A 25,243-nucleotide genomic window follows, 5' to 3' on the forward strand; every position below is an offset into this window, starting at 1 on the left:
AATAAAAATGTTAATTAAATTGAATGGTTTTTATTTTTTTAACTAAAAAAATCACTATTTTTCAAAATATTAACTAATAACTTTATTAAAAATGGAAGAGTATTTACCTTTAATTATCCAATTAGTCAGCGGTGCTGTTGGTGGAAATCTGGCAGGATCACTAATGAAGAAGTTTTCTTTAGGAACACTTGGTAACTCAATTTTAGGACTCCTTGGAGGAGGGCTTGGCGGTCAACTTTTAGGAATGTTAGGATTAGGAGGCGCAGAAGCAGCCGCAGCTTCAACTAGCATGGATTTATCAAGCATACTTGGTAGTGTTGCTGGAGGTGGTGTTGGAGGTGGCGTTCTCATGGCAATCGTGGGAATGATAAAGAATGCTATGGGTAGTAAATAACTCTATAGTAATACTATAAAAAGGCGTTCAACATGTAATTTGAACGCCTTTTTTGTGCTTTAGCATTATTTAATTTATTCTACAATGAATTTTTTGCTTATCGTTAAATGGTCCATTTGTATTTTAATAAAATAAACTCCCGAATTTAACTGACTTACATTAATAGTGTTTAAGTTATTCGATGTATCTCCACTTTCAGTAAATATATGTCTTCCTCTAACATCATAAATACTCATATTTTCTATCGAAATACTAGACGCATTACGAATATTTAAACTGTTTTTAGCGGGATTAGGAAAAACAGATATATTTTCGATTAAAACACTTTCGTCTACGCCAAGTGTAGAACATGCCGAATAGGTCATTTGAGGTTGAGAACATACCGAAGTATTGATGTTAGTATTCATAACATTAGTTCCTCCTGCTAAGTCGCTTGCACCAAGATCTCTACTGTTTTGACCATTTGCAATGGAGTAATGCATTACTTCTCCAGAATCAATAATATGGGCTAATTGGTGACCATGTCCTAATTCGTGTACGGCAACACTTTCAAAATCTACTTCAAAACCAGTAGCAGTACCAGGACCATACTCCCAAGAGAGAGCAGATAAACTTCCAGTAAATGTATCGTTAAACACAATATCCAATTCGGTAACAACCGCTTCGAGTCCACCACAAGAACCAAATCTTGATGTACAACGTCCAAGAACACCTTGAGGTAATTCTGTACCATTATCAAAACGAATAATGTTTATTCCATCTGATGCAATAACATCTGTTGTTGTAACTGCGCCAATTTCCCAATTAATACCTGTGGTACAAACCCATGTATCAAAAGCTCTTAAGAACGAAGCCTTAGCACTCGCATTGGCATCAAAATCTGTAAACATTTGCCATGTGTATCCGCCATTTCCATTAGTGTCAAAATGTTGAGAAGAAAAAGCGTTAGTCCCATTAGAAGGGTTGATTTGAGAATAAAAGACTGTTAATGTTTGACTTGATACGTCAGAAGACCCACCACCATTAGTAGTTACTCTAATGTCACCAGTTCCAGCTCTAGAAGGAACTTCTACGATGATTTCAGTATTTGACCAGCTTACAATTTGAGTAGAAAGGGCAGCATAATAAACAGGAGTTCCCATATTGTCTTCTCCACCAGCATTGGCATCTCTAAATTCTACTGTACCTTCTGTAGCTCCAAAACCAGCTCCAGTAATTGTTAATTGATCTTTTACACCTCCATTTAAAGTTGTAGGAGCGAAACTTGTTATTGAAGTCGTACCATTTCCATTTCTGTTGGCATTATTACTTTCGAAAATAGCATCCACATCAAAATCAGAAACCTCGAGAATAGCTGTATGATTCGTTAGGGTTCTAATTTGATTATAAAAAGTACTTGTAATACCTTCTTTAGCTTGAAAAGGATTATGAACGGTATTGTTATTTAGATTATACTTATAAAACCCTTGCGATGATGCAAATGGTTTAAACGTGGCTTGGGTACTATTATTAGTTAAAGACACATCGTTATTGTGAAGCATAAAAACACCAAGATCTCCAATATTTAATGTTAAACTAGGAGTTACGATCTCAGATTCTGACCCAACTGTACCTCCTGGAGTAATAATTTCGATGGTTTCAGTTATAGATTGACCTTTAAAAATTTTATAGACCTCTACAGTATTCACAGTATATATATTGTGATGGTCATTATCCCAAAAAGAAGCCTTCGAGATTACTTTTCCTTCTATAATTTTTGAAGAAGATTGTACTTGTGTCTGCAATGGAACCTCATATAAAAGTTCTTGAGCATTGGATGTGTTTACTACTAATAGGGATAAGCATACTGCTAATAACACAGTGGTTAGTGTAGTTTTTTTCATGTCGTAAATTTAGGGTTAGTAATCGAAATTTGCATTTCAACGAACAAATATAACATTTTAACGACAAAATAAAAGAATTAGTTAATCTATTTATCTTTACGTCACTTTAGGTTTCATCCTATCAATATATTGGAATAAAAATGTCAAAAGCCAATTTCGAAAATTATTTAAGACTTGTTATAAACGACAATCGGTTAGAAGACGGGGTTTCTGAAATATCTGGGGTTTTTCAAAAGATAAGTTTAAAACGAAATGATTTTTTCGTTAAAGAAGGCGAGGTCTGCCCTTATTTCTGTTTTATAGAAGCAGGTGTTCTACAACATTCTATTTTAGTGTCAGGCGAAGAAAAGACAACGTATTTAGCGATGACGAACTCTTGTACATCGGCATTAAAAAGTTTTATCAACAATGAGGCTTCAAGAAAAAGTATAAAAGCGATTAGTGCGTGCGAACTTTGGGTAATTAATCTTGATGGATTCAACTATTTATTAGAAAATAACACTGGGTTTTATAAGTTTTATTACAATCTAATTGAAAATCAAATTTACCTTATAGATGATTATCGAATTGATTTGTTGACACTTTCTCCAGAAGAACGATATAAGAAGTTATTGAGTAATGACTCCAAATTACTACAACAAGTTCCTTTACACTATTTGGCGTCTTTTTTAGGGATTTCAGACCGACATATGAGTAGAATTCGGAAAAATATAAATTAACGCCATTTGGCTGGTTAAATACATTTTTCTTTAATTATTTTTGAAGAAATAAGTATTCATTGATTCCTGCTTTGTTGGGAATATAAATTCATAACCTCATGAAATATCACAAAATTGATCGTAACCTTTTTATTAAAAACCGAAAAAACTTCATGTCAAAAATGAAGCCAAATAGCTTAGCGGTTTTTAACTCTAATGATATTTATCCGATAAGTGCAGATAGTACAATGCCATTTGAACAGCATCGTGATATATTTTATTTAAGCGGAGTGGATCAAGAGGAAAGTATTTTGGTTTTGTTTCCAGATTGCCCAAAAGAACAACATAGAGAAGTTTTATTTTTAAAAGAAACTAACGAGCATATAGCAGTTTGGGAAGGTGAAAAATTAACCAAAGAGGCAGCCTTAGAAACAAGCGGGATAAAAACGGTGTATTGGCTTCAAGATATGGAGAAAATCATGTTTGAACTTATGACACAGTGCGATACTGTTTATATTAATACTAATGAACATTATAGAGCTTCAGTTGAAACAGAAACAAGAGAAGATCGCTATACAAAATGGTTACGAGAAAAATATCCTGCACATAGCGTAGCAAAGAGCAACCCAATATTACAACGACTACGTTCTGTTAAAGACACTATAGAATTAGACTTATTACAACAGGCCTGTAATATCACCGAAAAAGGATTTCGTCGCGTTTTAAATTTTGTTAAGCCTGACGTTTGGGAGTTTGAAATTGAAGCTGAATTCATGCATGAATTTCTAAGTAATCGCTCTAAGAAATTTGCATATACACCGATAATTGCTTCAGGAAATAATGCCAATGTCTTACACTATATTGAAAACAATCAGCAATGTAAAGCAGGCGATTTAATCCTAATGGATGTTGGAGCTGAATACGCTAATTATGCTAGTGATATGTCTCGTACAATACCAGTTTCAGGTCGTTTTACAGATAGACAGAAAGCCGTATATAATGCAGTAAATCGTGTGAAAAATGATGCCACGAAGTTGTTGGTCCCAGGAACAATATGGGCAGATTACCATGTTGAGGTTGGGAAGTTAATGACTTCAGAACTATTAGGATTAGGTTTATTGGATAAGGCCGATGTTCAAAATGAAAATAAAGATTGGCCTGCCTATAAAAAGTATTTTATGCATGGTACGTCTCATCATATGGGATTAGATACACATGATTATGGAATTTTAACAGAACCAATGCAAGCCAATATGGTATTTACTGTAGAACCTGGAATTTACCTTCCCGACGAAGGGTTTGGTATTCGTTTAGAAGACGATGTTGTGATTCAAGATTCTGGAGAACCATTTAATCTTATGAGGAATATTCCAATTGAAGCCGATGAGATAGAGGAACTTATGAATTAAAATATGGAGATATATTGATGCTCGTGTTATGTTTGCGATTATTTAGCAATGTATGAATCTTAAACGTAGAAACACAACTCAAAATGATTAGGCCATAAAAATAGTTTACATATCAGTTGTAACATTTTCTTCACCTTAGCGTCTTAAATATATAACATCTTGTAACAGTCGTTTTTCAGCATGAGGAAGAAATAGGAAAAATGACATCGTTAAAATTTGTGTAGTAAAATGCACATACCTCTTTTTTAAGAAGAGGTATGTGCATTTTTTTTGTTTAAAAAGCTATTGTATAATTTAAAATAAAAGAAAAATGAAGAATGTATTAATTACCATGTTTTTAGTAGTAACATCTTTGTCCTGTAGCGGGCAATTGAATGTAAAGGAACTATCAAAAACCTATAACGTAATAACAAAAAAGGAATGTGATAATAACAACGGTTATTGGTATAACAATAAATGTTGGGCAAACTTTGAAGATGAAGGCATATCAAAAAAAGACATAGATGGCGTTGCAAAAGAGCAATTTAAGCTGATAAAAAACACAAAGATAAAAATCAATGAGAAGAACTATCCTATAATCTTTTTTATGCCAGAGGAAGACGGAAATGAACTCTTTTTAATTACAGTATTTAAAGAAGGAGATAACGAAAAAACGCTATTACAGATTGCAGAAAATGTGTCTATATTTAATGATAAAAACTTCGAAACGCATGGTTTAATATTTAATGGAAACCTTGTTAAACTATCTGAAGAGGAGAGTCCAATTTTAGAAGATTTGTACAATAATCCAAAAGCCATTGGAAACATTAATGTAATCGTAAATGACATAGAAGAATTAGATGTATCATTTAAGGGGAATCTTAACGATGTAACTTCAGATTCGACATATGATATTTCCTTTACCACAAACGAAGCCATTATGGGAGCAGGTGATAGCACCATAGAGATTAAGGATAATGAAGCACATATAAATGGAACTTTAGGGACGCTTACTTTTATACAGCTAAAAGACGTCATCAAGAATCACCCTAATATCAAAACTTTAGTTTTAGGAAATATCTCGGGTTCAGTAAATGATGAGGTTAATATGCATACTGGACGTTTGGTTAGAGAACATGGCTTCACTACAAAAGTATTGAGCAATAGTGTTATTGCTTCTGGTGGTGTCGACTTATTTTGTGCAGGTAAAGAACGTATTGTTAATAAAGGTGCAAAAATTGGTGTACATTCTTGGGGAGCTGGAGCATATACAGCAACAGATATTCCAAAAGATCATCCTGCCCATCAATATCAAATAGAGTTTTTCACAATGTGTATGGGTAAGGAAGATGGTCCAGAATTTTATTTCTATACCTTAGATTCTGCTAGTTTTGATGACATACATTGGATGAGTGATAATGAGATTAAAAAGAGGAAAGTAGCCACAAAATTTATAAATTAAGAAACAAGTTTAACTATAAAAACAAATCCTTAAAAAAGGTAAAACACATGAAAAAGATAATTGTATTAAGCGTATTTGTATTAGCCTCAATCTTTAGTTTAGATGCTCAAGAGCAGGATACAGCAACAAAAACCACCCCAAAATGGGAAGTAAAGGTAATAACAAGTGTAGAGTCTATAGTACCAAATGGCCTTGGTAGATCAAGATTGATTTCTGCAAATGAAAACAGAGATTATAAAAAATTCACATCAACGCAAACGGAAGATGATAATGGGAGGAATAAATCGAAACGGAAAGACATTCGAGTTAAAGATTTTGAAGAAACCAAATTGTTAAATTTTTATAACCTTGGTGGTATTCGTTTTCAAAATATTGCTGCCAATGACGCCGTGATTTCATCAAAACTAACCTCTATGATTGCAGAAGGTTGGGATCTGGTTTTTGTCACGAGCGCAGTAGAAAGTGACGCGGGAGGAGAAGATGGCCAAGGCATCTTTATAACACGTTATATTTTTAAAAGGAAACTTTAAGCATTTTTAAAAGCCGTATAATGATTTATACGGCTTTATTGTTTTTAGACAACAAGCCTACACCTAAGCAAGTCACAATAGCAGGTAAAACCCAGCCCAATTGGTGTTTTGCAAACGGAATATATGGAGTGACATTTGATAAACCATCTGACGGACTTACTTGTCCTAATACGTCTGGAATACTAAATATAAAAGTGATTAAAACAACGGCTCTAAATACTAGTGGTGTTGCAAAGCGTTTAGGCAGTATATTCAGAATAATCAAGACAATAGTTATGGGATAAATAAACAGTAATACAGGATAAGCGATAACGATTATAGAATGAAAATCTAACTGACCAACAATAACACCAAACACGCAACTAATAATTGCTGTCATAATATATACCAATTGCGAGTTACCCAGCAAGCCTTTAAAATAATCTGCAGTTCCTGCAACAATACCAACAGCAGTTGTAAAACAAGCCAATGCTAGTAAAATACTTAATACAGTGTTTCCAAAACTTCCTAACGCGTCAATACTAATTCCCCTTAACAAATTGGCACGTTGCATATCACTGCTCAATTCAGAATTAATAATAATCTCAGAGCCATAATAGGCACCAACCGAAATTAAACCTGCATAAATAACAAACAAACCTAATCCTGCAATCCAACCAGATTTTGCAATAAGAGATCTTTTCTCTTCAAAGTTTCCTTTATTTCTAAAGTTAACAGAGATAATAACAACAGCGCCTACAACAACAGCACCAATGGCGTCAAAAGTTTGGTATCCTTCAAGAATACCACTTACTATTGGAGTTTCAAACTGGGCGGCGCTTGTGGTCATTTCAGAAGAAAACAAACCTATGCCAATAACCATTAACAACATAATAACGATTAATGGAGTTAAAAACTTTCCTATAAAACTCAATATTTTAGAACGGTTAAGTACAAACACTAAAACTAAGGCGAAATAAATGGCGCTGGTAAGTAAAGGACTAGTGCCAAATGTTGGATGAATAGCTATTTCGTGCGTTGCTGCCGCTGTTCTGGGAGAAGGTATAGCAATAGAAATGATATAAACTAGAACACAATAAATAAGACTAAATTGAGGAGAAACCTTTTTCCCAAAGTCATATAAAGTGCCTTGCAATTTTGCATGCGCCAATATCCCAATAATTGGAATGACAACAGCAGTAATCATAAAACCGACTGCTACCCAAAGCCATTTTTCGCCCGCATTATATCCTAATAAAGGCGGCAGTAACAAATTACCAGCTCCAAAAAACAAGGAGAATAATCCAAAGCCTGTAATAAAAAGTTCTTTTCGAGAATTCAATTAGTTAGTCTTTTTAAGGTTAAGGTCGTGAAAATCAAAACTAAAATCTGTAATTGGTGCAATATAAGACATCGTCGCTCCTGTGGCATTGCTAGATTCATCAAAAGAAAAATGCACATAAACATCAGCGTCATAACTCCTATTGTCCCATTTGGCTACATATGTGGTCGCATTATAAGGCAATAATTCTCCAGACAAATATGGAGAACGTTCACAAGTGATTGTATAACGTTTTCCATCGTGAGCTATAAGTACATTTCCAAACCAATCATCGGTATAGGTTCCTGTTATTTGCGATGGTTGAGGTAAGTTTTGGTTTTGTTTCGCAAGCGCTACTTTATTATATACTGCAGTTTTGATACTGTCATTGTATTTAATATAGTCTGAGTTTCTCGTACCATAACGTTGAAGCCAGTTTCTATTGTCATAACCTAAATAGCTATCTTTTATCGTATTTGTAATGGTATTAAATGCAGAGCCAACCATCTGATTGGTTAAGACAACAATAGCCAAATCTAAATCAGGAATCATTGTAAATTGAGTTACTGTACCAATTAGGCCTCCAGTATGATAAACTTGTTTGTGACCTCCTTTAACATCGGTTAAAAACCAACCTAATCCGTAACCTCTAAAATTAGAATCGTAAGCATCACCTTTCCTAACTCGTAAAGGCGTTTGTAATTGCCAAAGTTCATGCATTTGTCGTTCACTAATAAGGCGCTTGCCATTTGCAGTAACACCATCGTTCATTAAAAATTTTGCCCAGATTAACATATCTGGCACATTACTCATAATACCTCCGGCTGGATTAGCGGTAGCGCTCCAATCATGTGGGATTTGAACAACTTTTCCGTCAGCTCTGGTATGAGCATCTATAATATTTGATTTGTCAGTAACACGATTATAGGATGCTTTGCTGTGTGTCATCCCAACAGGTTTCATGATTTTGGTTTCAATAAATTCTTCCCAAGACAACCCACTTACTCGTTTTAGAACTTCGCCTGCAATGATGTACATGTTATTATTATACTGAAACGTGCTTCTAAAAGAGCTTTCAGGCTTTAAATACTTTACATTAGCAATCACGTCATTAACGTCAAAATCATTGCCTTCTGGAAAAAACATCAAATCACCAGCACCGAGCCCTAAACCACTTCTATGTGTTACTAAATCCCTTACTGTAAAGGCTTCTGTAACCCAAGGATCGTGCAGTTGAAACTCTGGAATATGTTGGCGAACTTTGTCATCCCAGTTAAGTTTTCCTTCATCAACTAACATGGCCAAGGCAAAGCAAGTAAACCCTTTACTGTTTGATGCCACACCAACTAAAGTATTAGAATTCATGTCTTTTTCGCTGGTTAGTGATCTTACACCATGACCTTTAGAATAAGTAATCACACCGTCTTTTAAAATGCCTACAGAAATTCCTGGAACGTCAAATGTTGTTAATGTTTCTTTTATAAGAGCGTCAAGTTTTTCCTCTTCAATTTGTGCATAGGACGAAAAACAAAAAACACAACTAACTAATAGTGCAAGGCTTTTAAGGCGCATGAGATTAATTTTTATTTGATTATGCTCAAATATAGTAAATACTTACATGCAAAATATATTCAAATAGTATCTTTGCAATCTATGGTTTTAAGGTATAAAAATGTTCCGGTATTTTATGAAGATGAAGGTCATGGATCTCCTGTCATTTTGCTTCATGGTTTTCTTGAAAACTCAACAATGTGGCATGCAGTCAAAGCCGAACTTTTACAAAATCATAGGGTCGTGAGTGTCGATTTGTTGGGTCATGGCCAAACGGGATGTCTTGGGTATATACATACCATGCAAGATATGGCAGATGCTGTATTGGCAGTTGTAAATGATTTGAAATTAAGCAACTATAGTTTAATTGGTCACTCAATGGGTGGTTATGTGGCGTTGGTAATTGCTCAACGTTTTCCAGAACGTGTACTTGGTTTGTGTTTAATGAACTCCACCTATCATGCCGATGACGCCCAACGAAAACAAATTAGAAAAAGAGCCAACATTATGGTGCAATCTAACTATGAGGCTGTAGTACGAATGTCATTTGTTAATTTATTTTCGCCTGAAAGCAGAAGTACATTTAAGATCGAACTCGAGGAGGCCCTAAATGAGGCACTGCAAATTCCATTACAAGGATATATCGCTGCGCAGGAGGGAATGATGGTTAGAAGTGACATGTATAGTTTTTTTAAGGCTTTGGATGCTAAAAAATTAATAATTATTGGTGCAAAAGATCCAGTTATACATCGCCAACGTATATTGAAAGAGACCATAGGTTCAGATATCGTTTGTAGAGAATTGTCAAATGGACATATGAGTCATATTGAAAATAAATCAGAATTAACCTACATTTTAAAGCATTTTATCGAATAAAAATACTTTTTGACGCATTTAATAACTTTTTTTTCTAAGTTTACTGTCCCCAAATCTAACAGCCATGAAAAAAACTACATCTACCAAGACTTCAAGTCCGTTAAGAATCTACTGTGATATATTTGGTCATAATTATGAGATGACGAAAAAGGTCACCTCTCATGTTAAAGAATATACTTGCAAATGCTGTAAGCGCCAATTAACGACTAACGGTAATGGCAAACTCACAGAGCTCACACCGAAGTATAAAGAAATAAATGCCATTTTAGAGCAAATTTACACCCGCCGAATGATGCGTTTAAAGAAGAAAACACTCAGTTCATCGATATATTAGCGTAAAATCTCACGTTATTGCGTGGTTTTCATATATTTAGTCATCCTCTAAATTAATAACTAAATATCGCAATACGGTGAAAAGTCTCTACTGCTCTCTCTTTGGACACCAATACGAAGTTTCCAAAAACATCACATATCACGTGAAAGAATATAAATGTTGTCATTGCAATACTCAAGTAACGACAAATGGAAAAGGTGGATTAACATTATTAACACCTAAGTACAAAGAAATCAATTCAGTTTTAGAACGTATCCATAATAGAAGAATTTCTCGGATAAAGCAAAAAACAGAAGTAAAGGCTGAAGAAAATACATTCTTAGACTTTACGCCTCATTTTTCATAGCATTCCAACCTTTTGCAATAATAGGAACAGCTTGTTCACCTCGTGTGATTAAGAGCATACCCCTTGCTTTTTCAGTAATATAGCCAATTACAGTTAAATTTGGATTGCCCTTTATCTTTGGGAAGTCTTCCTGCGAAACTGTCATTAACAACTCGTAATCTTCACCACCATTTAAAGCAATTGTTGTACTGTCTATGTTAAATTCTTCACATGTAGAAATAACTTGAGGGTCTAACGGAATTTTGTTTTCATAAATTTCTACACCAACATCACTTTGCTTACAGATATGCATGATTTCTGAAGATAACCCATCGCTAATGTCAATCATAGACGTAGGTTTAACTTCTAATTGTTTAAGTAATTCAACAATGTCTTTTCGAGCTTCTGGTTTTAGTTGGCGTTCAATAATATAAGTGTAAGGATCGAGATCAGGTTGATTTTGCGGATTTACTTTGAATACTTCTTTTTCCCGCTCCAGAACCTGGAGTCCCATATAAGCTGCACCAATGTCGCCAGTAACAACCAGTAAGTCGTTTGGTTTAGCGCCAGCTCTAAGTACTACATCATCCTTATGTACTTCTCCAATGGCTGTGACCGAAATAATGAGCCCTGTAGTTGATGACGTCGTATCACCACCAATAACATCAACATTGTAAAGTTTCGCAGCAGTTTCAATACCTTCGTATAATGCTTCTAGAGCTTCTAATGGAAATCGATTAGATACAGCGATAGAAATAGTAACCTGAGTTGCCATGGCGTTCATTGCATAAACATCACTCAAGTTTACAATTACTGCCTTATAGCCCAAATGCTTTAAAGGCACATAACTCAAGTCGAAATGAACATTTTCAACCAGTAAATCTGTGGTAACAACAATTTGGCTGGATGTATGATCTAAAACAGCCGCATCGTCTCCAATACCTTTTACAGTAGAACGCTGTGTTACATCAAAATTTTTAGTCAAATGTTCAATAAGACCAAATTCTCCAAGTTGCTCTAAAGAGGTGCGTTGTGGGTTTTTATCTTCTATCATGCTGCAAAAATAAGTAGCTTTTTTTGAAGAACACGACCAATAGATGCATTTTTATCATCTTTAAAAAACAAAAACAATGCATTTCATCGAAAAAATTAGTGTTTCATCGGTTAAATAAATTAAAACCTTTAAGTTAGTCTCCCCAAATCTTATTAACCTACTATGCAAACCACTACGACTAACGATTTATCGTGTTCAGTATTTGGACACAATTTAGAGCGCTCAACTGAACCATCGGCTTATCGCAATGAACTTACTTGTAAAACATGCCATTCTAAAGTTGCTGTTAATGATCAAGGTGAGTTTAGAACACTTCCGTATAAAAATCGTGATATCAATACTGCTCTAAGGCAGTTATTTCTTTTAAAAAACCAATATTTTCGCCGTAAAATTTCGGCATAGTAAAAAATTCACTTTCCTAGTTTATATCGCGCCATAAACGCTAGATCTTTCTATTGCATCTACCTATGTAGTCATTTGCTAATATAATGTTAGGTTCTATGGAAAAAATGGACTTATATCGTATATTTGCAATCTATTTAGATAAAACATTCAGATCAAGATTTTTTGTTCGGAATATGAAGTATTTAGATAGATGTTCAATCTGACATTTAAAAACTAAAATTAAAAACAGATTAAATCTATAATTAAGACATGATTAAAGTATCAGAAACAGCAAAAAATAAAGTCATCGAATTAATGACTGATGATGGCTTCAATGCTACTACCGATTTTATACGCGTTGGTGTAAAAAGTGGCGGTTGCTCTGGTTTGTCATACGACTTGAAATTTGATAAGGAACAGAAGGAAGATGATAAAGTGTTTGAAGACAATGGTGTTAAAATTATTGTCGACAAAAAGAGTTTTTTATATTTAATAGGAACAACCTTAGAATATTCGGGAGGTTTAAATGGAGCTGGGTTTGTATTTAATAATCCTAACGCCAATAGAACTTGTGGTTGTGGTGAGTCATTCTCACTTTAAAAAAGAGGTATGAGCAATAAATATACAGAAGATGATCTTCGTGAAGAACTGAAGACGAAAGAATACGAGTACGGATTTTATACAGACATAGAATCGGAAACCTTTCCAGTAGGTTTAAATGAAGATATTGTAAGAGCTATTTCAAAAAAGAAGGAAGAGCCAGAATGGATGACTGAATGGCGACTTGAGGCCTTTAAGGTTTGGAAAGAAATGACAGAACCTGAATGGGCTAATGTGCATTATGAAAAACCAAATTTCCAAGGCATCTCTTACTATTCTGCTCCAAACAGCAAGCCAAAATATGATAGCTTAGATGAAGTAGATCCAGAGCTTTTAGCAACATTTGAGAAATTAGGAATTTCTTTAGATGAGCAAAAAAAATTAGCTGGTGTGGCTATGGATGTTGTTGTCGATTCTGTATCTGTCGCAACAACTTTTAAAAAGACTTTAGCTGAAAAGGGGATTATCTTTATGAGCATCTCTGAAGCAATTAAAGAACATCCAGAATTAGTTAGAAAACATATAGGAACTGTTGTTCCTCAAAAAGATAATTTCTATGCGGCATTAAACAGTGCTGTATTTAGCGATGGTAGTTTTTGCTATATACCAAAAGGGGTTCGTTGCCCGATGGAATTATCAACATACTTTAGAATTAATCAAGCAGGAACTGGTCAATTTGAACGTACTTTAGTGATTGCAGATGAAGGTAGTTATGTAAGTTATCTTGAAGGTTGTACAGCACCTAGTAGAGATGAAAACCAATTACACGCGGCCGTTGTAGAATTGATTGCTCTAGATGATGCAGAAATTAAATACTCTACAGTTCAAAATTGGTATCCAGGAAATGCAGAAGGGAAAGGTGGTGTTTATAACTTCGTTACCAAAAGAGGTTTATGTGAAACCAGCGCTAAAATATCTTGGACACAAGTAGAAACAGGTAGTGCTGTAACATGGAAATACCCATCTTGTATATTAAAAGGCGATAATTCTGTTGGAGAATTTTACTCGATTGCCGTGACCAATAATTATCAGCAGGCCGATACTGGAACAAAAATGATTCACTTAGGTAAAAACACTAAGTCAACCATTATTTCGAAAGGAATTTCGGCAGGAAAATCTCAAAATTCTTATAGAGGTTTAGTACAAATAAGCTCAAGGGCAGATAACGCACGTAACTTCTCTCAATGCGACAGCTTATTAATGGGTAATGAGTGTGGTGCTCACACTTTTCCTTATATAGAAGCTAAAAATAAATCGGCTCAAATAGAGCACGAAGCAACAACTAGTAAAATTGGTGAAGATCAAATTTTCTATTGCAACCAACGTGGTATTGATACCGAAAAAGCAATTGCACTTATTGTCAACGGATTTAGTAAAGAAGTCCTAAATAAACTGCCAATGGAATTTGCAGTAGAAGCTCAAAAATTATTAGAAATTAGTTTAGAAGGGTCAGTCGGATAATAAAAAATCAAGATTTAAATCATGAAAAGAGTAGTCTTACTATTAACAATACTTTTAGCTCTAACAGGCTGTAAAGATGAAAAGAAAATGGAGGTTGATGCGATTTCAGAAGAACAACCTATTGTTGCCGAACCAGGTAAAACATTAAAGCAAAGTGATGGGTTAATTGCCATTCAAGGTGATTTTCTTTATGTGGAATCAGATAATGCAGCTGTTTTTAAAACACCTACACAAATGTATGGTGTCGTAGTTGATGATAAAATGAATGAATTAAAGACTTTGGTTGCATCACATAAAGCAGATCAATATACTATGGTTCCTGTAACTTTAAGAGTTCGTTTGATTGAGAATGATGTTAAAAACGAATGGAAACAGAAAATTGAAATTAAAGAAATTTTGAAGGTGTCAAAACCAAGTCCAGAAGATAATGATGTTATAAAATTAGGAAGTAAGTAATTATGTTAAAGATAAATGATTTACACGCAAGTGTTGAAAATAAAGCCATTTTAAGAGGTATTAATTTAGAAGTCAAAGCAGGTGAAGTTCATGCTATTATGGGACCAAACGGTTCTGGAAAAAGCACACTAGCTTCTGTTATAGCTGGTAAAGAAGAGTATGAAGTTGAGAAAGGTGAAATTCTGTTGGAAGGTGAAGATATCGAAGAATTAGCCGCAGAAGAGCGTGCTCATAAAGGTGTCTTTTTATCTTTTCAATATCCAGTTGAAATACCAGGAGTTAGCGTGACTAACTTTATGAAAACGGCGATTAACGAAACAAGAAAAGCTAAAGGCTTGGACGATATGCCAGCAAATGAAATGCTGAAAATGATTCGTGAAAAATCAGAACTTTTAGAAATAGATAGGAAGTTTTTATCGCGTTCTTTAAATGAAGGATTTTCAGGTGGTGAGAAAAAAAGAAATGAAATTTTCCAAATGGCAATGCTAGAACCAAAATTGGCCATTTTAGATGAGACAGATTCTGGTTTAGATATTGATGCTTTACGTATTGTTGCCAACGGTGTCAATAAGTTAAAAAGTAAAGATAATGCCGTTATTGTAATCACACATTACCAGCGTTTACTGGATCATATTGTTCCAGATTTTGTACATGTATTATATAATGGACGTATTGTAAAATCGGGAACCAAAGAATTGGCTCATGAGTTGGAGGAAAAAGGTTACGATTGGATTAAAGAAGAAGTGAACGCTTAAACAGGTTTAAGATAGGTTGATTATTGCTAAAAAAAAGCAAATATGAACTACTTATAACTAAAGATTGAAGATTGAGAAATGGATTTAAAAGATAAATTAGTATCATCATTTATAGCATTTGAAAACATGGTGGACGTGGAATCAGCCGTTCATGATGTTCGTAGCGAAGCTATTAAAACATTTGAAGATGAAGGTTTTCCTTCAAAACGTGATGAAGATTGGAAATACACGTCCTTAAACAGTGTGCTAAAACACGATTATAGCGTGTTTCCAAAGCAAGAAAATGCCATAGAATATAGTGATGTTAAAAAGTACTTTATCCATGATATAGATACGTATAAGATTGTGTTTATAGATGGGAAGTATTCATCACATTTGTCACAAACTACTCATGATAGTATGGATGTTTGTTTGATGTCTTCGGCTTTAGCAAAACCTAAATATCGATTGATTATTGAGAACTATTTTAATAAAGCAGCCGATAAAAATAGCTTATCTTCTTTAAACACAGCTTTTTCTCAAGAAGGAGCTTATATCCATATACCTAAAAATAAAGTGGTTGAAAAGCCAATTCAGATTATACATTTTTCTACCGGAAATGAATCTGCACTTATGTTGCAGCCTCGTAATTTAATTGTGGTAGACGAAAACTCACATGTTCAAATTATAGAACGTCATCAAAGTCTTACTCAAAACCCAGTGTTAACCAATAGCGTTACCGAAGTATTTACAAATAAGAGAGCTATTGTAGATTACTATAAAATTCAGAATGATAGGCAAAGTGCGTCTCTAATTGATAATACGTTTATTAAGCAAAAACGAGAAAGCCATGCATCTGTTCATACCTTTTCGTTTGGAGGTCAGTTAACACGAAATAACCTTAACTTTTATCAAAACGGAGAGCGTATAGATTCCACTTTAAAAGGGGTAACTATAATTGGTGATAAGCAGCATGTAGACCATAATACATTAGTGCATCATATTGAGCCTAACTGTGAAAGTCACCAAGACTATAAAGGCATTTTTGGCGATAAATCTACAGGTGTTTTTAACGGAAAAGTAATCGTTGATAAAATTGCTCAAAAAACGAATGCCTTCCAAGCCAACAATAATATATTGTTGAGTGACAAGGCGAGCATTAATACAAAACCTCAGTTGGAAATTTTTGCCGACGATGTGAAATGCTCTCATGGTTGTACCATTGGACAATTAGATGATAGCGCTATGTTTTATATGCGATCACGCGGAATTCCCGAAAAAGAAGCTAAAGCCTTATTAATGTTTGCATTTAGTAATAACGTGTTAGATTCAGTAAAAATACCTGAGATTAAACGACGCATTACAAAATTAATCGCAAATAAATTAGGCGTTAGTATTGGCTTTGACCTTTAATTTAGCCTGTCTATATTTTTGATAAAAATAGGCTGGAATTAAACCAAAATTCAGGAGTAGAAGTCCAATAAAAACAATGATACCTCGATAAGGCCAAGATAAGAATTCGAACATAATTCCTATGCCTAGTACAAAAAAGGTTAGGAAGCCTAATACATAAAATGATTTCGTCATAACGTGTGATTTAAGAAAATTTGTGAATAGATTTTTTAAAGCGAACATAAAAATGAATAGGAATCATGATGAAGGCGAAAATAAGCACAGCCGAAATCATCATAACATTGGCATATGGCCAATGCATCATTTTAAATAGCAAGCTTACCACTAAAAGAAGGCTTGCAATGCTTCCAACAGAAAACTTCAATCGGTTGAAGACCATGATGTTTTTTTCATATTTCTGATAGTTTGTTTCTAATTGTAAGCGTTGAAAATTGGCGTAACCACCAAATTTCTGCAACGCTTCTTGGTATAGAGATTCAAAATCACCACTAGTTTTACTTTCTATATATGAACACATATGATCAAGTAAATCTTCACGTAGCCCTTGCGATTTAACACCATACAATTTTAAACTGTTTTCTATAAATTCGATTTGTTGGTCAGATAATATCATGTGTTTTGAGTTTCAGAATTAAAAATAATACCTAGCGTGTCTATAAAATCATGTATCTCTCGTGTGACCTCAGAAACCATTTCTTTGCCTTCCTTAGTTACCTTATAGTATTTTCTAACGCGTTTGCCAATAAATACTTTTTCGGTCGTTAGTACACCTTTGGCCTCAAGTTTATGAAGTATGGGATATAAAGCGCCTTCCGAAATATCTATTTTTCCGGAAGTTATTTTTTTTGCTTGTTGTGTGATTTCGTAACCGTACATTTTTCCGTTGCTACTAATTAGTTTCAGAATAATAGGTTGTAATGTTCCTTTTGTGAGTTCTTTACTATACATATGACAAATATACATTTTATTTAAATGTATTTGAATAAAATATTAAAAATTTTATAAGTTTCTTTTTCTGAATATCATTTTAATCAAACATCTCGTAAATTTGCACTTATGATAAACGTCAATAAAATCAGAGAAGATTTTCCAATTTTGAATCGAATGATAAATGGAAAACCACTAATATATTTTGATAATGCAGCGACCTCTCAAACACCAAGACAAGTGATTGACGTAATTGTTGATTATTACACGAATTATAACGCTAATATTCATAGAGGTGTACATACACTGAGTCAAGAAGCAACAGACCTGTATGAGCAAGCTCGAGCAAAAATCCAGAAGCATTTTAATGCAAAACATAGCCATGAGATTATATTAACTTCTGGTACAACTCATGGCATTAACTTGGTTGCAAACGGATTCTCTAGCTTACTCAATTCAAATGATGAGGTCTTAGTCTCAGCCCTAGAACATCATAGTAATATTGTCCCATGGCAAATGCTGTGCGAACGTACAGGAGCAACTTTAAAAGTTATTCCTATGAATGAGAAGGGTGAACTTATTATGAGCGATTATAATGACTTACTCTCTAAAAACACAAAATTGGTCTTTGTCAATCATATTTCAAATGCTTTAGGAACCATAAACCCAATTGCTGAAATCATTTCGAAAGCTCATGCAGTTGGTGCTGCAGTTTTAGTAGATGGAGCTCAATCTTGCCCGCATGTACAACCAGATGTTCAGGCTTTAGATGTTGACTTTTATGTGGCTTCGGCTCACAAAATGTGTGGTCCTACTGGCGTTGGATTGCTCTACGGAAAAGAGGAGTGGCTAAACAAATTACCACCTTATCAAGGCGGAGGAGAGATGATAGACGAGGTTACTTTTGAGCAAACAACCTATGCTGGATTACCACATAAATTTGAAGCTGGAACACCAAACATTTGTGGGGGTATTGCTTTTGGCGCAGCTGTAGATTATATGAATGCCATTGGATTTGACGCTATTGCGACCTACGAGCATGAACTTTTAGAATATGCAACAAACGCATTATCAGAAATAGAGGGCTTAAGAATTTATGGGACAGCTAAAGAGAAAACATCGGTTATTTCTTTTAATATTGAAGGGATTCATCCATACGACATTGGAACTATACTCGATAAAATGGGTATAGCGGTTAGAACAGGACATCATTGTGCACAACCCATTATGGATTTTTTCAAAATCCCTGGAACTGTAAGAGCATCATTTGCATTTTATAATACAAAAGCAGAAATCGACGCGTTGGTTAATGGTGTTAATAAAGCAAAAATGATGTTAAGCTAATTCGTAACAATCACTTTATCTTTACCTTAAATCTTTTCAAGAAAGAATTACCTGACTTTAAATTACGGGTTTTCCGTAATTTTTTCAATTAAAAACAGTTTTTGTTAATATCTTAATATTTTCTTAAAGAATTATTCAGTTTTATGTGTTAAAAATTATATATTCAGCAAAATTTTTAACCAAAAACACATAAAAAATGAAAAAAATGTTTCTGAGCCTCGCAGCTCTAGCCCTAATTTTTACTTCATGTGAAAATGACAAAAATGAAATTTCTGAAGAACAAAACAAAGTTGATATGAGCGACTTTTTTGTACACACAGAATCTGAGACTAATGGTGGAAAAGCAAGAAATGGTAAAACACAGTGTTATTCGATGACCAACTTAAACCGACTTTTAAGTGAGGACCCACAGCTTTACAAAAAAATGTACGACATCGAATACCAAACCAGAGCCAATATCTTATTAAGACCAGGGAATGGAAATGGAAATGGTAATAACGGCGGCGGCGGTGACGGCGGTGGCGATGGAGGTGGTGATGATAACTTAGGTGTTATCAATATCCCTGTTTATGTTCATGTTATTTATAGTAACTCACAACAAAATATTAGCGCAGGACAGATTCAATCTCAAATTGATGTTTTAAATGAAGATTTTAGAGCAACAAATGGTGATGCTAATCAAGTTCCAGGAGAATTTTCTGGATTGGTAGCGGATAGTGAAATTGAGTTTACACTAGCAGGAACGTTTAGACATGCAGATTCAAGAAGCTCTTGGGGAACTAATGATGCAATGAAAGCTGCGTATCCACCTGTAACACCTGAAACACATTTAAATATTTGGGTATGTAATATTGGGGGAGGAATCTTAGGATATGCACAATTCCCAGGAGGACCTACATCTACAGATGGTGTTGTAGTGTCTCCGCAATACTTTGGAAATACTGGATTTGTATCTGCACCTTTTGATGGAGGTAGAACAACAACTCACGAAGTAGGCCATTACCTAAATTTACGTCATATTTGGGGAGACGGAAGATGTAATAGAGATGATTTTGTGGCTGATACACCTAAGTCTGATGCACCAAACTATGGTTGTCCATCATATCCTACCGTAAACTGTAGATCTAACGATATGACAATGAACTATATGGATTATGTTGATGATGCATGTATGTATATGTTTTCTGAAGGACAAAAAACGCGCATGAGAACGCTTTTCGCATCTGGAGGACCTAGAGCAGCAATGGCAAACTAATTTTCAGTTTTTATAGAAATAAAAGGGTGTCTTTTTAGGCATCCTTTTTTTATTAATTGTATTTTAATTCTATCTCAGTACCATCAATGACGAGTGTTTTTATAAGCTCTTTTTTTGGAAGTGGCGGGATAAATTGAGCTATAATTTTTCGTTTTTTATTAGCTTTTAATTTTTGCTGAAACTTCTTTATTGAGGTGGTAAGTTTCATTGACATTACGACTAAATCTACTTCATGTAGATTTCCGTCTTTATCTTTAATAAATATCTTCTCGAAGTCTATAACCTGCGCTTCAGAGCTTTTGTTTTTAAATTCAAATACTATAGTAAAAAATCGTTGTCCCTTTTCTGCAACGAAAACTTCTTGATTTCTATCGGCAGTCCTACTTTTTTGTATGGCATAAATTCTAAATTCTACGTCGTCAGAATAAGAATACATTTGTTTTCGATCTAGTTTTTGTGCCGATGCAGTAAAAGAGATAAGAAGAAAAAGAGATATTAATGTTTTCATAGTTAATGTATAAGGTTAATGAATTGTATTAAAAGTATTGTTTTTTTTTAAATTAAATCCGAAAAGTTCTTTGAATCCTAAACTTTGGCTTCTTTTTTGTAATATTACTATAAACAACTAAAAACACAGCGTTATGAAACTAATTATATGCTTTGCATTTATGCTTATTTCAGCAAAAGAATGCGATAAAAATAAAACACAAATGTCAGATAATATGGCGCCTGAAACAACTTCAGAACTTGCAGAAATGAGAATGCAAGAGCAGGTTAAAGTGGCCTATCGTGCCTCTACAAGAGGTTTTTTTCAACTCATAGAAATTGAAGGAGATTCTATTATGATCACCTATGATTATAATTTAAAGGATGTTAACAAATATGCGCTTCCACAAGAAGAAAAAGAGGCTGTCTCAAAACTAATAAGCGAGTTAGACGTATCTAAACTTGCAGATATAGAAGCCCCATCCAAAACCCATCAGTATGATGCGGCTCCAGCTGCTTTTTTAAAGGTGACCAAAGGCGATGAAGTCTATATGACTCAAAGTTTTGATCATGGTAAACCACCTAAAGCACTCGATGGTCTTATTGAGAAAATATTAGCACTTAAAACAATGTTTGAGAAACAATAAGATGACGTATCTTTGTGTCATTAAAATGAATATCAAAACGAAAAAAGATGCTGATGACAATTGCTGAGATACAAGAAGATATTATCGATGAATTTTCAATGTTTGAAGATTGGGAGGAGCGTTATCAATATATGATAGATCTTGGAAAAACACTTCCTCTAATAGATGAGCAATATAAAACAGACCAACACATTATTAAAGGCTGTCAAAGTAAGGTTTGGGTTCATGCTGAAATGGATACAGATAAGGTGAAATTTACAGCAGATAGTGACGCTATTATTACAAAAGGCATTATAGCTATTTTAATCCGAGTGTTTTCAAATCAACATCCAAAAGATATCATTGAAAGTAATACCGATTTTATCGACAAAATTGGTCTTAAAGAACATTTGTCGCCAACACGTGCAAACGGATTGGTAAGTATGATTAAACAAATTAAAATGTATGCAATTGCATATCAAACCCAGTTAAATTAGTTGGATATGAGCGAGACAACAATAGATACAAACGTATTAGGTGAAAAAATAGTTAGAGTTTTAAAAACCATTTTCGATCCAGAAATACCTGTCGATATTTACGAACTAGGACTTATTTATGACGTATTTGTAAATGAAGATTACGACGTTAAGATTTTAATGACACTAACAACACCAAACTGCCCTGTTGCCGAAACACTGCCACTAGAAGTTGAGGAAAAAGTGAAATCACTAAATGATGTAAAAACAGCCGAAGTAGAAATTACTTTTGATCCACCTTGGAGTCAAGATTTAATGAGTGAAGAAGCTAAGTTAGAATTAGGGATGTTATAATATGGCCGAAGAAATCATAAATAGAGTAGCACAGAGTAAATTACAGGTGATAGATTTAGAAGACTATTATCCTGAAGGTGTGCGTTTCGTTTTTGATATTAAAGATTGGCTACACGAAGGTTTTGTATTAAGAGAACGAGAATTTAGGCAATTTGTAAAAGATTACAATTGGTCTCAACATCAAGACCAGTTTGTGGCATTAAACTGTTCTACAGATGCCATAATACCAGCATGGTCCTATATGTTGTTGACTCTAGAATTACAACCTTATGCTAAAAAAGTGTGTGTAGGTGATTTGCAAACATTGGAAACCTCACTTTACCAAGATGTTATAGGAGCATTGGACGTTGAAATATATCGAGATAAACCTTTAATTATTAAAGGTTGTTCAAACAAACCAGTGCCTACAAATGCTTACCTCATGTTGTCTAGCAAATTAAAGCCCGTTGCTAAATCTATTATGTACGGCGAAGCCTGTTCTTCAGTGCCACTTTTCAAAAGAAAATAAATGCAACTTTTCCTGTGACTTTATTAAAACAATAGAGTCCTATACTAGGATTGCTTATGTGCGAATTTTCATTTTCCGCTAATTTATTGGTGTTCAAATACCTAATGATTTATATTTGTACTTTAATCAATCAGTTAAAAACTATTAAAACTAAAACTATGACTAAAAAATTACTTTTTACGACAGTATTGATGTTATCAATATCTTTTGGTTTCTCTCAAACAAAGGAGGAATTAGAAGCACAAAAAGCAGAAAAACAAGCAGAGGCAGATGCTGCTCAAGCTGAAGCAAATGCGCTACAAGCACAAATAGATGCGCTTCCTGGTTGGAGAGTTGGTGCTTTTGGTGTAATTGGAGGGAGCTTATCTAATTTTAATAATTGGTATGCGCAAGGTGCTCCTAATAATTCATCGGGAACTATTGGGTTTACAGTTAATGGTTATGCCAATTTAATTCAGGATAAATTTTTCTGGAGAAATGCGTTAAACACCAATTTAAACTGGACAAAACTTGATAACAAAGACGACCCAACAGATAGCGACGATTTTGAGCCAACAACAGATGTATTTAATATTTCTTCTTTATATGGAAGAAAATTGAGCGAAAAGTTTGCGATCTCTGGATTAATGGAGTATAGAACTACAATTTTAAATAACTTCAACGATCCTGGATATTTAGATGTAGGTGTTGGTGCAACTTGGACACCAATCGAAAACTTAATTGTTGTAATTCATCCATTAAACTACAACTTTGTTTTTGCTGAAAATGATGCCGTTTTTGAATCATCATTAGGTGCAAAAATAGTTGCAGATTACACACGCCAAATTGGAGCGATAGCGTTTAAATCTAACTTATCAATGTTTCAAAGTTATAAAAGTGGAGACTTGTCAAACTGGACATGGACTAACTCATTTAGTTACACACTATGGAAAAGCATTGGTGTAGGTTTTGATTTTGGTCTTAGAAACAATAAACAAGAAGCCTTAAACTTTGCTTTAAGTCAGTATGACCCAATGGGAACAGCTGCTCAACCAACATTTGACAATGTTGATAACGACTTACAGAGTTATTATACTTTAGGATTAACGTACCAATTCTAAAGATTTAAAATGACTATAATAAAAAAAGCATCCTGAGAATTTCAGGATGCTTTTTTTATTATGTATATACTCTGCTATTATGTTTCCTCGGTATAATCTGGATATAAGAAGTGATTATAAGGAAATCGCGTAATATGAATATCTCTAACCTCGTCATAAACACGTTTTTTAAATGCATCTAAGTTCTTTTTGTTTAATGCCGAAATAAATAAAGCATTGTTCCCTACTCGATTCATCCAAGTGTTTTTCCATTCTTCTAATGAATAATGAGATGAAGTTCTTTCGGTAATTAAATCGTCATCATCAAAAGGAACAGCTTCATAAGCATCAATTTTATTAAATACCATAATAGTGGGCTTATTTGAACTGTCGATTTCACCAAGGATCTTATTTACAGATTCTATGTGTTCTTCGAAATTTTGATGAGAGATGTCAACAACGTGAAGTAGTAAATCAGCCTCTCGTACTTCATCAAGTGTACTTTTAAAAGATTCAACTAATTGCGTTGGAAGTTTTCTAATAAATCCTACAGTATCAGTTAATAAAAAAGGTAGGTTTTGTATAACCACTTTTCTAACGGTTGTATCTAGGGTTGCGAATAACTTGTTTTCAGCAAAGACGTCACTTTTACTAACAACATTCATAAGCGTCGATTTCCCTACATTGGTATATCCAACTAAAGCCACTCGAACCATTTTACCTCGGTTACCTCGTTGAACAGCCATTTGCTTGTCAATCGTTTTAATTTTTGCCTTTAATAAGGCAATCTTATCACGTACAATACGTCTGTCTGTTTCAATTTCGGTTTCACCAGGACCACGCATTCCAATACCACCTTTCTGACGCTCAAGGTGTGTCCACATTCCTTTTAATCGCGGAAGTAAATATTCGCATTGCGCCAATTCTACCTGTGTTCGCGCATAACTCGTTTGAGCACGTTGAGCAAAAATGTCGAGAATGAGATTCGTTCTGTCTAATACTTTGCAGCCTAAAATTTTACTAATATTACGTTCTTGTGCCGCAGATAACTCATCATCAAAAATAGCGGTGCCAACCTCATTGTCTTCGATATACTGTTGTACTTCATTCATTTTTCCAGACCCAATAAATGTTTTCGGGTTAGGCATGTCCATCTTCTGTGTAAAGCGTTTTAAAACATCACCTCCAGCTGTATAAGTCAAGAACTCTAACTCATCTAAGTATTCTTTAGATTGAGCTTCGTTTTGATCTCGTGTTACTACGCCAATAAGGACGGTCTTTTCTAGAGCTATATCTTTTTTTTCAATCATAAATTCAAATAAAAGGCAAAGTTACATAATTGAAT

29 protein-coding genes are annotated in these 25,243 nt (G+C 34.2%); 20 read left to right on the forward strand and 9 right to left on the reverse strand.

The window, feature by feature from the left end; all coding sequences use genetic code 11:
• The first annotated feature begins 91 nt into the window (after nucleotides 1-91).
• Complete coding sequence (locus Q0787_RS05940; protein WP_298901317.1) at nucleotides 92-394, forward strand: hypothetical protein; 303 nt, start codon at nucleotides 92-94, stop codon at nucleotides 392-394.
• A 74-nt stretch (nucleotides 395-468) separates the two neighbouring features.
• Here Q0787_RS05940 and Q0787_RS05945 read toward each other — a convergent pair whose 3' ends face one another.
• Nucleotides 469-2,277 (reverse strand): T9SS type A sorting domain-containing protein, encoded by a 1,809-nt coding sequence (locus Q0787_RS05945; protein ID WP_298901318.1) that lies wholly within the window; start codon nucleotides 2,275-2,277, stop codon nucleotides 469-471.
• A 140-nt stretch (nucleotides 2,278-2,417) separates the two neighbouring features.
• Between Q0787_RS05945 and Q0787_RS05950 the strand changes: the two genes are divergently transcribed.
• The 4 genes from Q0787_RS05950 (at nucleotide 2,418) to Q0787_RS05965 (ending at nucleotide 6,355) form a co-directional block, all read left to right on the forward strand.
• The gene (locus Q0787_RS05950) at nucleotides 2,418-2,996 is read left to right on the forward strand and encodes a Crp/Fnr family transcriptional regulator (protein ID WP_298901319.1); all 579 of its coding nucleotides are present in this window, start codon (nucleotides 2,418-2,420) and stop codon (nucleotides 2,994-2,996) included.
• Between the two features lie 98 nt (nucleotides 2,997-3,094).
• Nucleotides 3,095-4,384, forward strand: a complete 1,290-nt coding sequence (locus Q0787_RS05955) for an aminopeptidase P family protein (RefSeq protein ID WP_298901320.1) — start codon at nucleotides 3,095-3,097, stop codon at nucleotides 4,382-4,384.
• A 310-nt stretch (nucleotides 4,385-4,694) separates the two neighbouring features.
• Complete coding sequence (locus tag Q0787_RS05960; RefSeq protein ID WP_298901321.1) at nucleotides 4,695-5,825, forward strand: hypothetical protein; 1,131 nt, start codon at nucleotides 4,695-4,697, stop codon at nucleotides 5,823-5,825.
• Between the two features lie 47 nt (nucleotides 5,826-5,872).
• A complete protein-coding gene (locus tag Q0787_RS05965; RefSeq protein WP_298901322.1) occupies nucleotides 5,873-6,355 on the forward strand; it encodes a hypothetical protein in 483 nt (160 codons plus the stop codon).
• A 25-nt stretch (nucleotides 6,356-6,380) separates the two neighbouring features.
• Here Q0787_RS05965 and brnQ read toward each other — a convergent pair whose 3' ends face one another.
• Together brnQ and Q0787_RS05975 are read right to left on the reverse strand one after the other, a co-directional pair.
• Nucleotides 6,381-7,676: a branched-chain amino acid transport system II carrier protein gene (brnQ, locus tag Q0787_RS05970; RefSeq protein WP_298901323.1), complete on the reverse strand. Its 1,296-nt coding sequence runs from the start codon at nucleotides 7,674-7,676 to the stop codon at nucleotides 6,381-6,383.
• The gene (locus tag Q0787_RS05975) at nucleotides 7,677-9,227 is read right to left on the reverse strand and encodes a serine hydrolase (RefSeq protein ID WP_298901324.1); all 1,551 of its coding nucleotides are present in this window, start codon (nucleotides 9,225-9,227) and stop codon (nucleotides 7,677-7,679) included.
• A gap of 21 nt (nucleotides 9,228-9,248) precedes the next feature.
• Between Q0787_RS05975 and Q0787_RS05980 the strand changes: the two genes are divergently transcribed.
• Complete coding sequence (locus tag Q0787_RS05980; RefSeq protein WP_298901326.1) at nucleotides 9,249-10,082, forward strand: alpha/beta hydrolase; 834 nt, start codon at nucleotides 9,249-9,251, stop codon at nucleotides 10,080-10,082.
• A gap of 410 nt (nucleotides 10,083-10,492) precedes the next feature.
• Complete coding sequence (locus tag Q0787_RS05990; RefSeq protein WP_298901329.1) at nucleotides 10,493-10,762, forward strand: hypothetical protein; 270 nt, start codon at nucleotides 10,493-10,495, stop codon at nucleotides 10,760-10,762.
• On the opposite strand, the gene thiL is transcribed toward Q0787_RS05990, so the two are convergent.
• Nucleotides 10,743-11,795: a thiamine-phosphate kinase gene (thiL, locus tag Q0787_RS05995; RefSeq protein WP_298901330.1), complete on the reverse strand. Its 1,053-nt coding sequence runs from the start codon at nucleotides 11,793-11,795 to the stop codon at nucleotides 10,743-10,745. The two genes, Q0787_RS05990 and thiL, sit on opposite strands and share 20 nt — an antisense overlap.
• Before the next feature lie 162 nt (nucleotides 11,796-11,957).
• Between thiL and Q0787_RS06000 the strand changes: the two genes are divergently transcribed.
• The 6 genes from Q0787_RS06000 to sufD all read left to right on the forward strand — a co-directional run bounded on the left by Q0787_RS06000 (nucleotide 11,958) and on the right by sufD (nucleotide 16,843).
• Complete coding sequence (locus Q0787_RS06000) at nucleotides 11,958-12,197, forward strand: hypothetical protein (protein ID WP_298901331.1); 240 nt, start codon at nucleotides 11,958-11,960, stop codon at nucleotides 12,195-12,197.
• 252 nt (nucleotides 12,198-12,449) lie between these two features.
• On the forward strand, nucleotides 12,450-12,779 hold the full coding sequence (locus Q0787_RS06005) for an iron-sulfur cluster assembly accessory protein (protein WP_298901332.1): 330 nt from the start codon (nucleotides 12,450-12,452) through the stop codon (nucleotides 12,777-12,779).
• 9 nt (nucleotides 12,780-12,788) lie between these two features.
• Complete coding sequence (gene sufB / locus Q0787_RS06010) at nucleotides 12,789-14,240, forward strand: Fe-S cluster assembly protein SufB (RefSeq protein ID WP_298901333.1); 1,452 nt, start codon at nucleotides 12,789-12,791, stop codon at nucleotides 14,238-14,240.
• 21 nt (nucleotides 14,241-14,261) lie between these two features.
• Nucleotides 14,262-14,696, forward strand: a complete 435-nt coding sequence (locus Q0787_RS06015) for a hypothetical protein (protein WP_298901334.1) — start codon at nucleotides 14,262-14,264, stop codon at nucleotides 14,694-14,696.
• 2 nt (nucleotides 14,697-14,698) lie between these two features.
• A complete protein-coding gene (gene sufC, locus Q0787_RS06020; RefSeq protein ID WP_298901336.1) occupies nucleotides 14,699-15,451 on the forward strand; it encodes a Fe-S cluster assembly ATPase SufC in 753 nt (250 codons plus the stop codon).
• A gap of 78 nt (nucleotides 15,452-15,529) precedes the next feature.
• Nucleotides 15,530-16,843, forward strand: coding sequence for a Fe-S cluster assembly protein SufD (gene sufD / locus Q0787_RS06025; RefSeq protein ID WP_298901337.1), 1,314 nt, complete (start codon nucleotides 15,530-15,532; stop codon nucleotides 16,841-16,843).
• Here the strand turns inward: sufD and Q0787_RS06030 are convergent.
• Genes Q0787_RS06030 through Q0787_RS06040 form a run of 3 tightly spaced genes read right to left on the reverse strand, consistent with a single transcriptional unit; the run spans nucleotide 16,814 to nucleotide 17,791 of the window.
• Entirely contained in the window at nucleotides 16,814-17,017 is a 204-nt protein-coding gene (locus Q0787_RS06030; RefSeq protein ID WP_298901339.1) for a hypothetical protein, read from the reverse strand. The two genes, sufD and Q0787_RS06030, sit on opposite strands and share 30 nt — an antisense overlap.
• A gap of 10 nt (nucleotides 17,018-17,027) precedes the next feature.
• Complete coding sequence (locus tag Q0787_RS06035; protein WP_298901340.1) at nucleotides 17,028-17,456, reverse strand: hypothetical protein; 429 nt, start codon at nucleotides 17,454-17,456, stop codon at nucleotides 17,028-17,030.
• Nucleotides 17,453-17,791, reverse strand: a complete 339-nt coding sequence (locus tag Q0787_RS06040; RefSeq protein WP_298901341.1) for a PadR family transcriptional regulator — start codon at nucleotides 17,789-17,791, stop codon at nucleotides 17,453-17,455. The genes Q0787_RS06035 and Q0787_RS06040 overlap by 4 nt, the downstream gene beginning before the upstream one ends.
• 108 nt (nucleotides 17,792-17,899) lie before the next feature.
• Here Q0787_RS06040 and Q0787_RS06045 point away from each other — a divergent pair, with 108 nt between their 5' ends.
• On the forward strand, nucleotides 17,900-19,114 hold the full coding sequence (locus tag Q0787_RS06045) for an aminotransferase class V-fold PLP-dependent enzyme (RefSeq protein WP_298901342.1): 1,215 nt from the start codon (nucleotides 17,900-17,902) through the stop codon (nucleotides 19,112-19,114).
• Between the two features lie 196 nt (nucleotides 19,115-19,310).
• Nucleotides 19,311-20,369: a zinc metalloprotease gene (locus Q0787_RS06050; RefSeq protein WP_298901343.1), complete on the forward strand. Its 1,059-nt coding sequence runs from the start codon at nucleotides 19,311-19,313 to the stop codon at nucleotides 20,367-20,369.
• Between the two features lie 52 nt (nucleotides 20,370-20,421).
• Here Q0787_RS06050 and Q0787_RS06055 read toward each other — a convergent pair whose 3' ends face one another.
• Complete coding sequence (locus tag Q0787_RS06055; protein WP_298901344.1) at nucleotides 20,422-20,877, reverse strand: hypothetical protein; 456 nt, start codon at nucleotides 20,875-20,877, stop codon at nucleotides 20,422-20,424.
• A gap of 133 nt (nucleotides 20,878-21,010) precedes the next feature.
• On the opposite strand from Q0787_RS06055, the gene Q0787_RS06060 reads away from it, so the two are divergent.
• The 5 genes from Q0787_RS06060 (at nucleotide 21,011) to Q0787_RS06080 (ending at nucleotide 23,919) form a co-directional block, all read left to right on the forward strand.
• A complete protein-coding gene (locus tag Q0787_RS06060) occupies nucleotides 21,011-21,502 on the forward strand; it encodes a hypothetical protein (protein WP_298901345.1) in 492 nt (163 codons plus the stop codon).
• Nucleotides 21,503-21,555: 53 nt separating this feature from the next.
• On the forward strand, nucleotides 21,556-21,978 hold the full coding sequence (locus Q0787_RS06065; RefSeq protein ID WP_298901535.1) for a SufE family protein: 423 nt from the start codon (nucleotides 21,556-21,558) through the stop codon (nucleotides 21,976-21,978).
• Between the two features lie 6 nt (nucleotides 21,979-21,984).
• A complete protein-coding gene (locus tag Q0787_RS06070; protein ID WP_298901346.1) occupies nucleotides 21,985-22,311 on the forward strand; it encodes a DUF59 domain-containing protein in 327 nt (108 codons plus the stop codon).
• 1 nt (nucleotide 22,312) lies between these two features.
• Complete coding sequence (locus tag Q0787_RS06075) at nucleotides 22,313-22,819, forward strand: DUF2480 family protein (protein ID WP_298901347.1); 507 nt, start codon at nucleotides 22,313-22,315, stop codon at nucleotides 22,817-22,819.
• Between the two features lie 158 nt (nucleotides 22,820-22,977).
• Nucleotides 22,978-23,919, forward strand: coding sequence for a DUF3078 domain-containing protein (locus Q0787_RS06080; RefSeq protein ID WP_298901348.1), 942 nt, complete (start codon nucleotides 22,978-22,980; stop codon nucleotides 23,917-23,919).
• Between the two features lie 77 nt (nucleotides 23,920-23,996).
• Here Q0787_RS06080 and hflX read toward each other — a convergent pair whose 3' ends face one another.
• Nucleotides 23,997-25,208 carry a GTPase HflX gene (gene hflX / locus Q0787_RS06085; protein WP_298901349.1) on the reverse strand — a complete coding sequence of 404 codons (1,212 nt, stop codon included), beginning with the start codon at nucleotides 25,206-25,208 and terminating at the stop codon, nucleotides 23,997-23,999.
• Nucleotides 25,209-25,243: the final 35 nt, after the last annotated feature.

The sequence above is a fragment of the uncultured Psychroserpens sp. genome (genome assembly GCF_947492715.1).
GTDB lineage: Bacteria > Bacteroidota > Bacteroidia > Flavobacteriales > Flavobacteriaceae > Psychroserpens.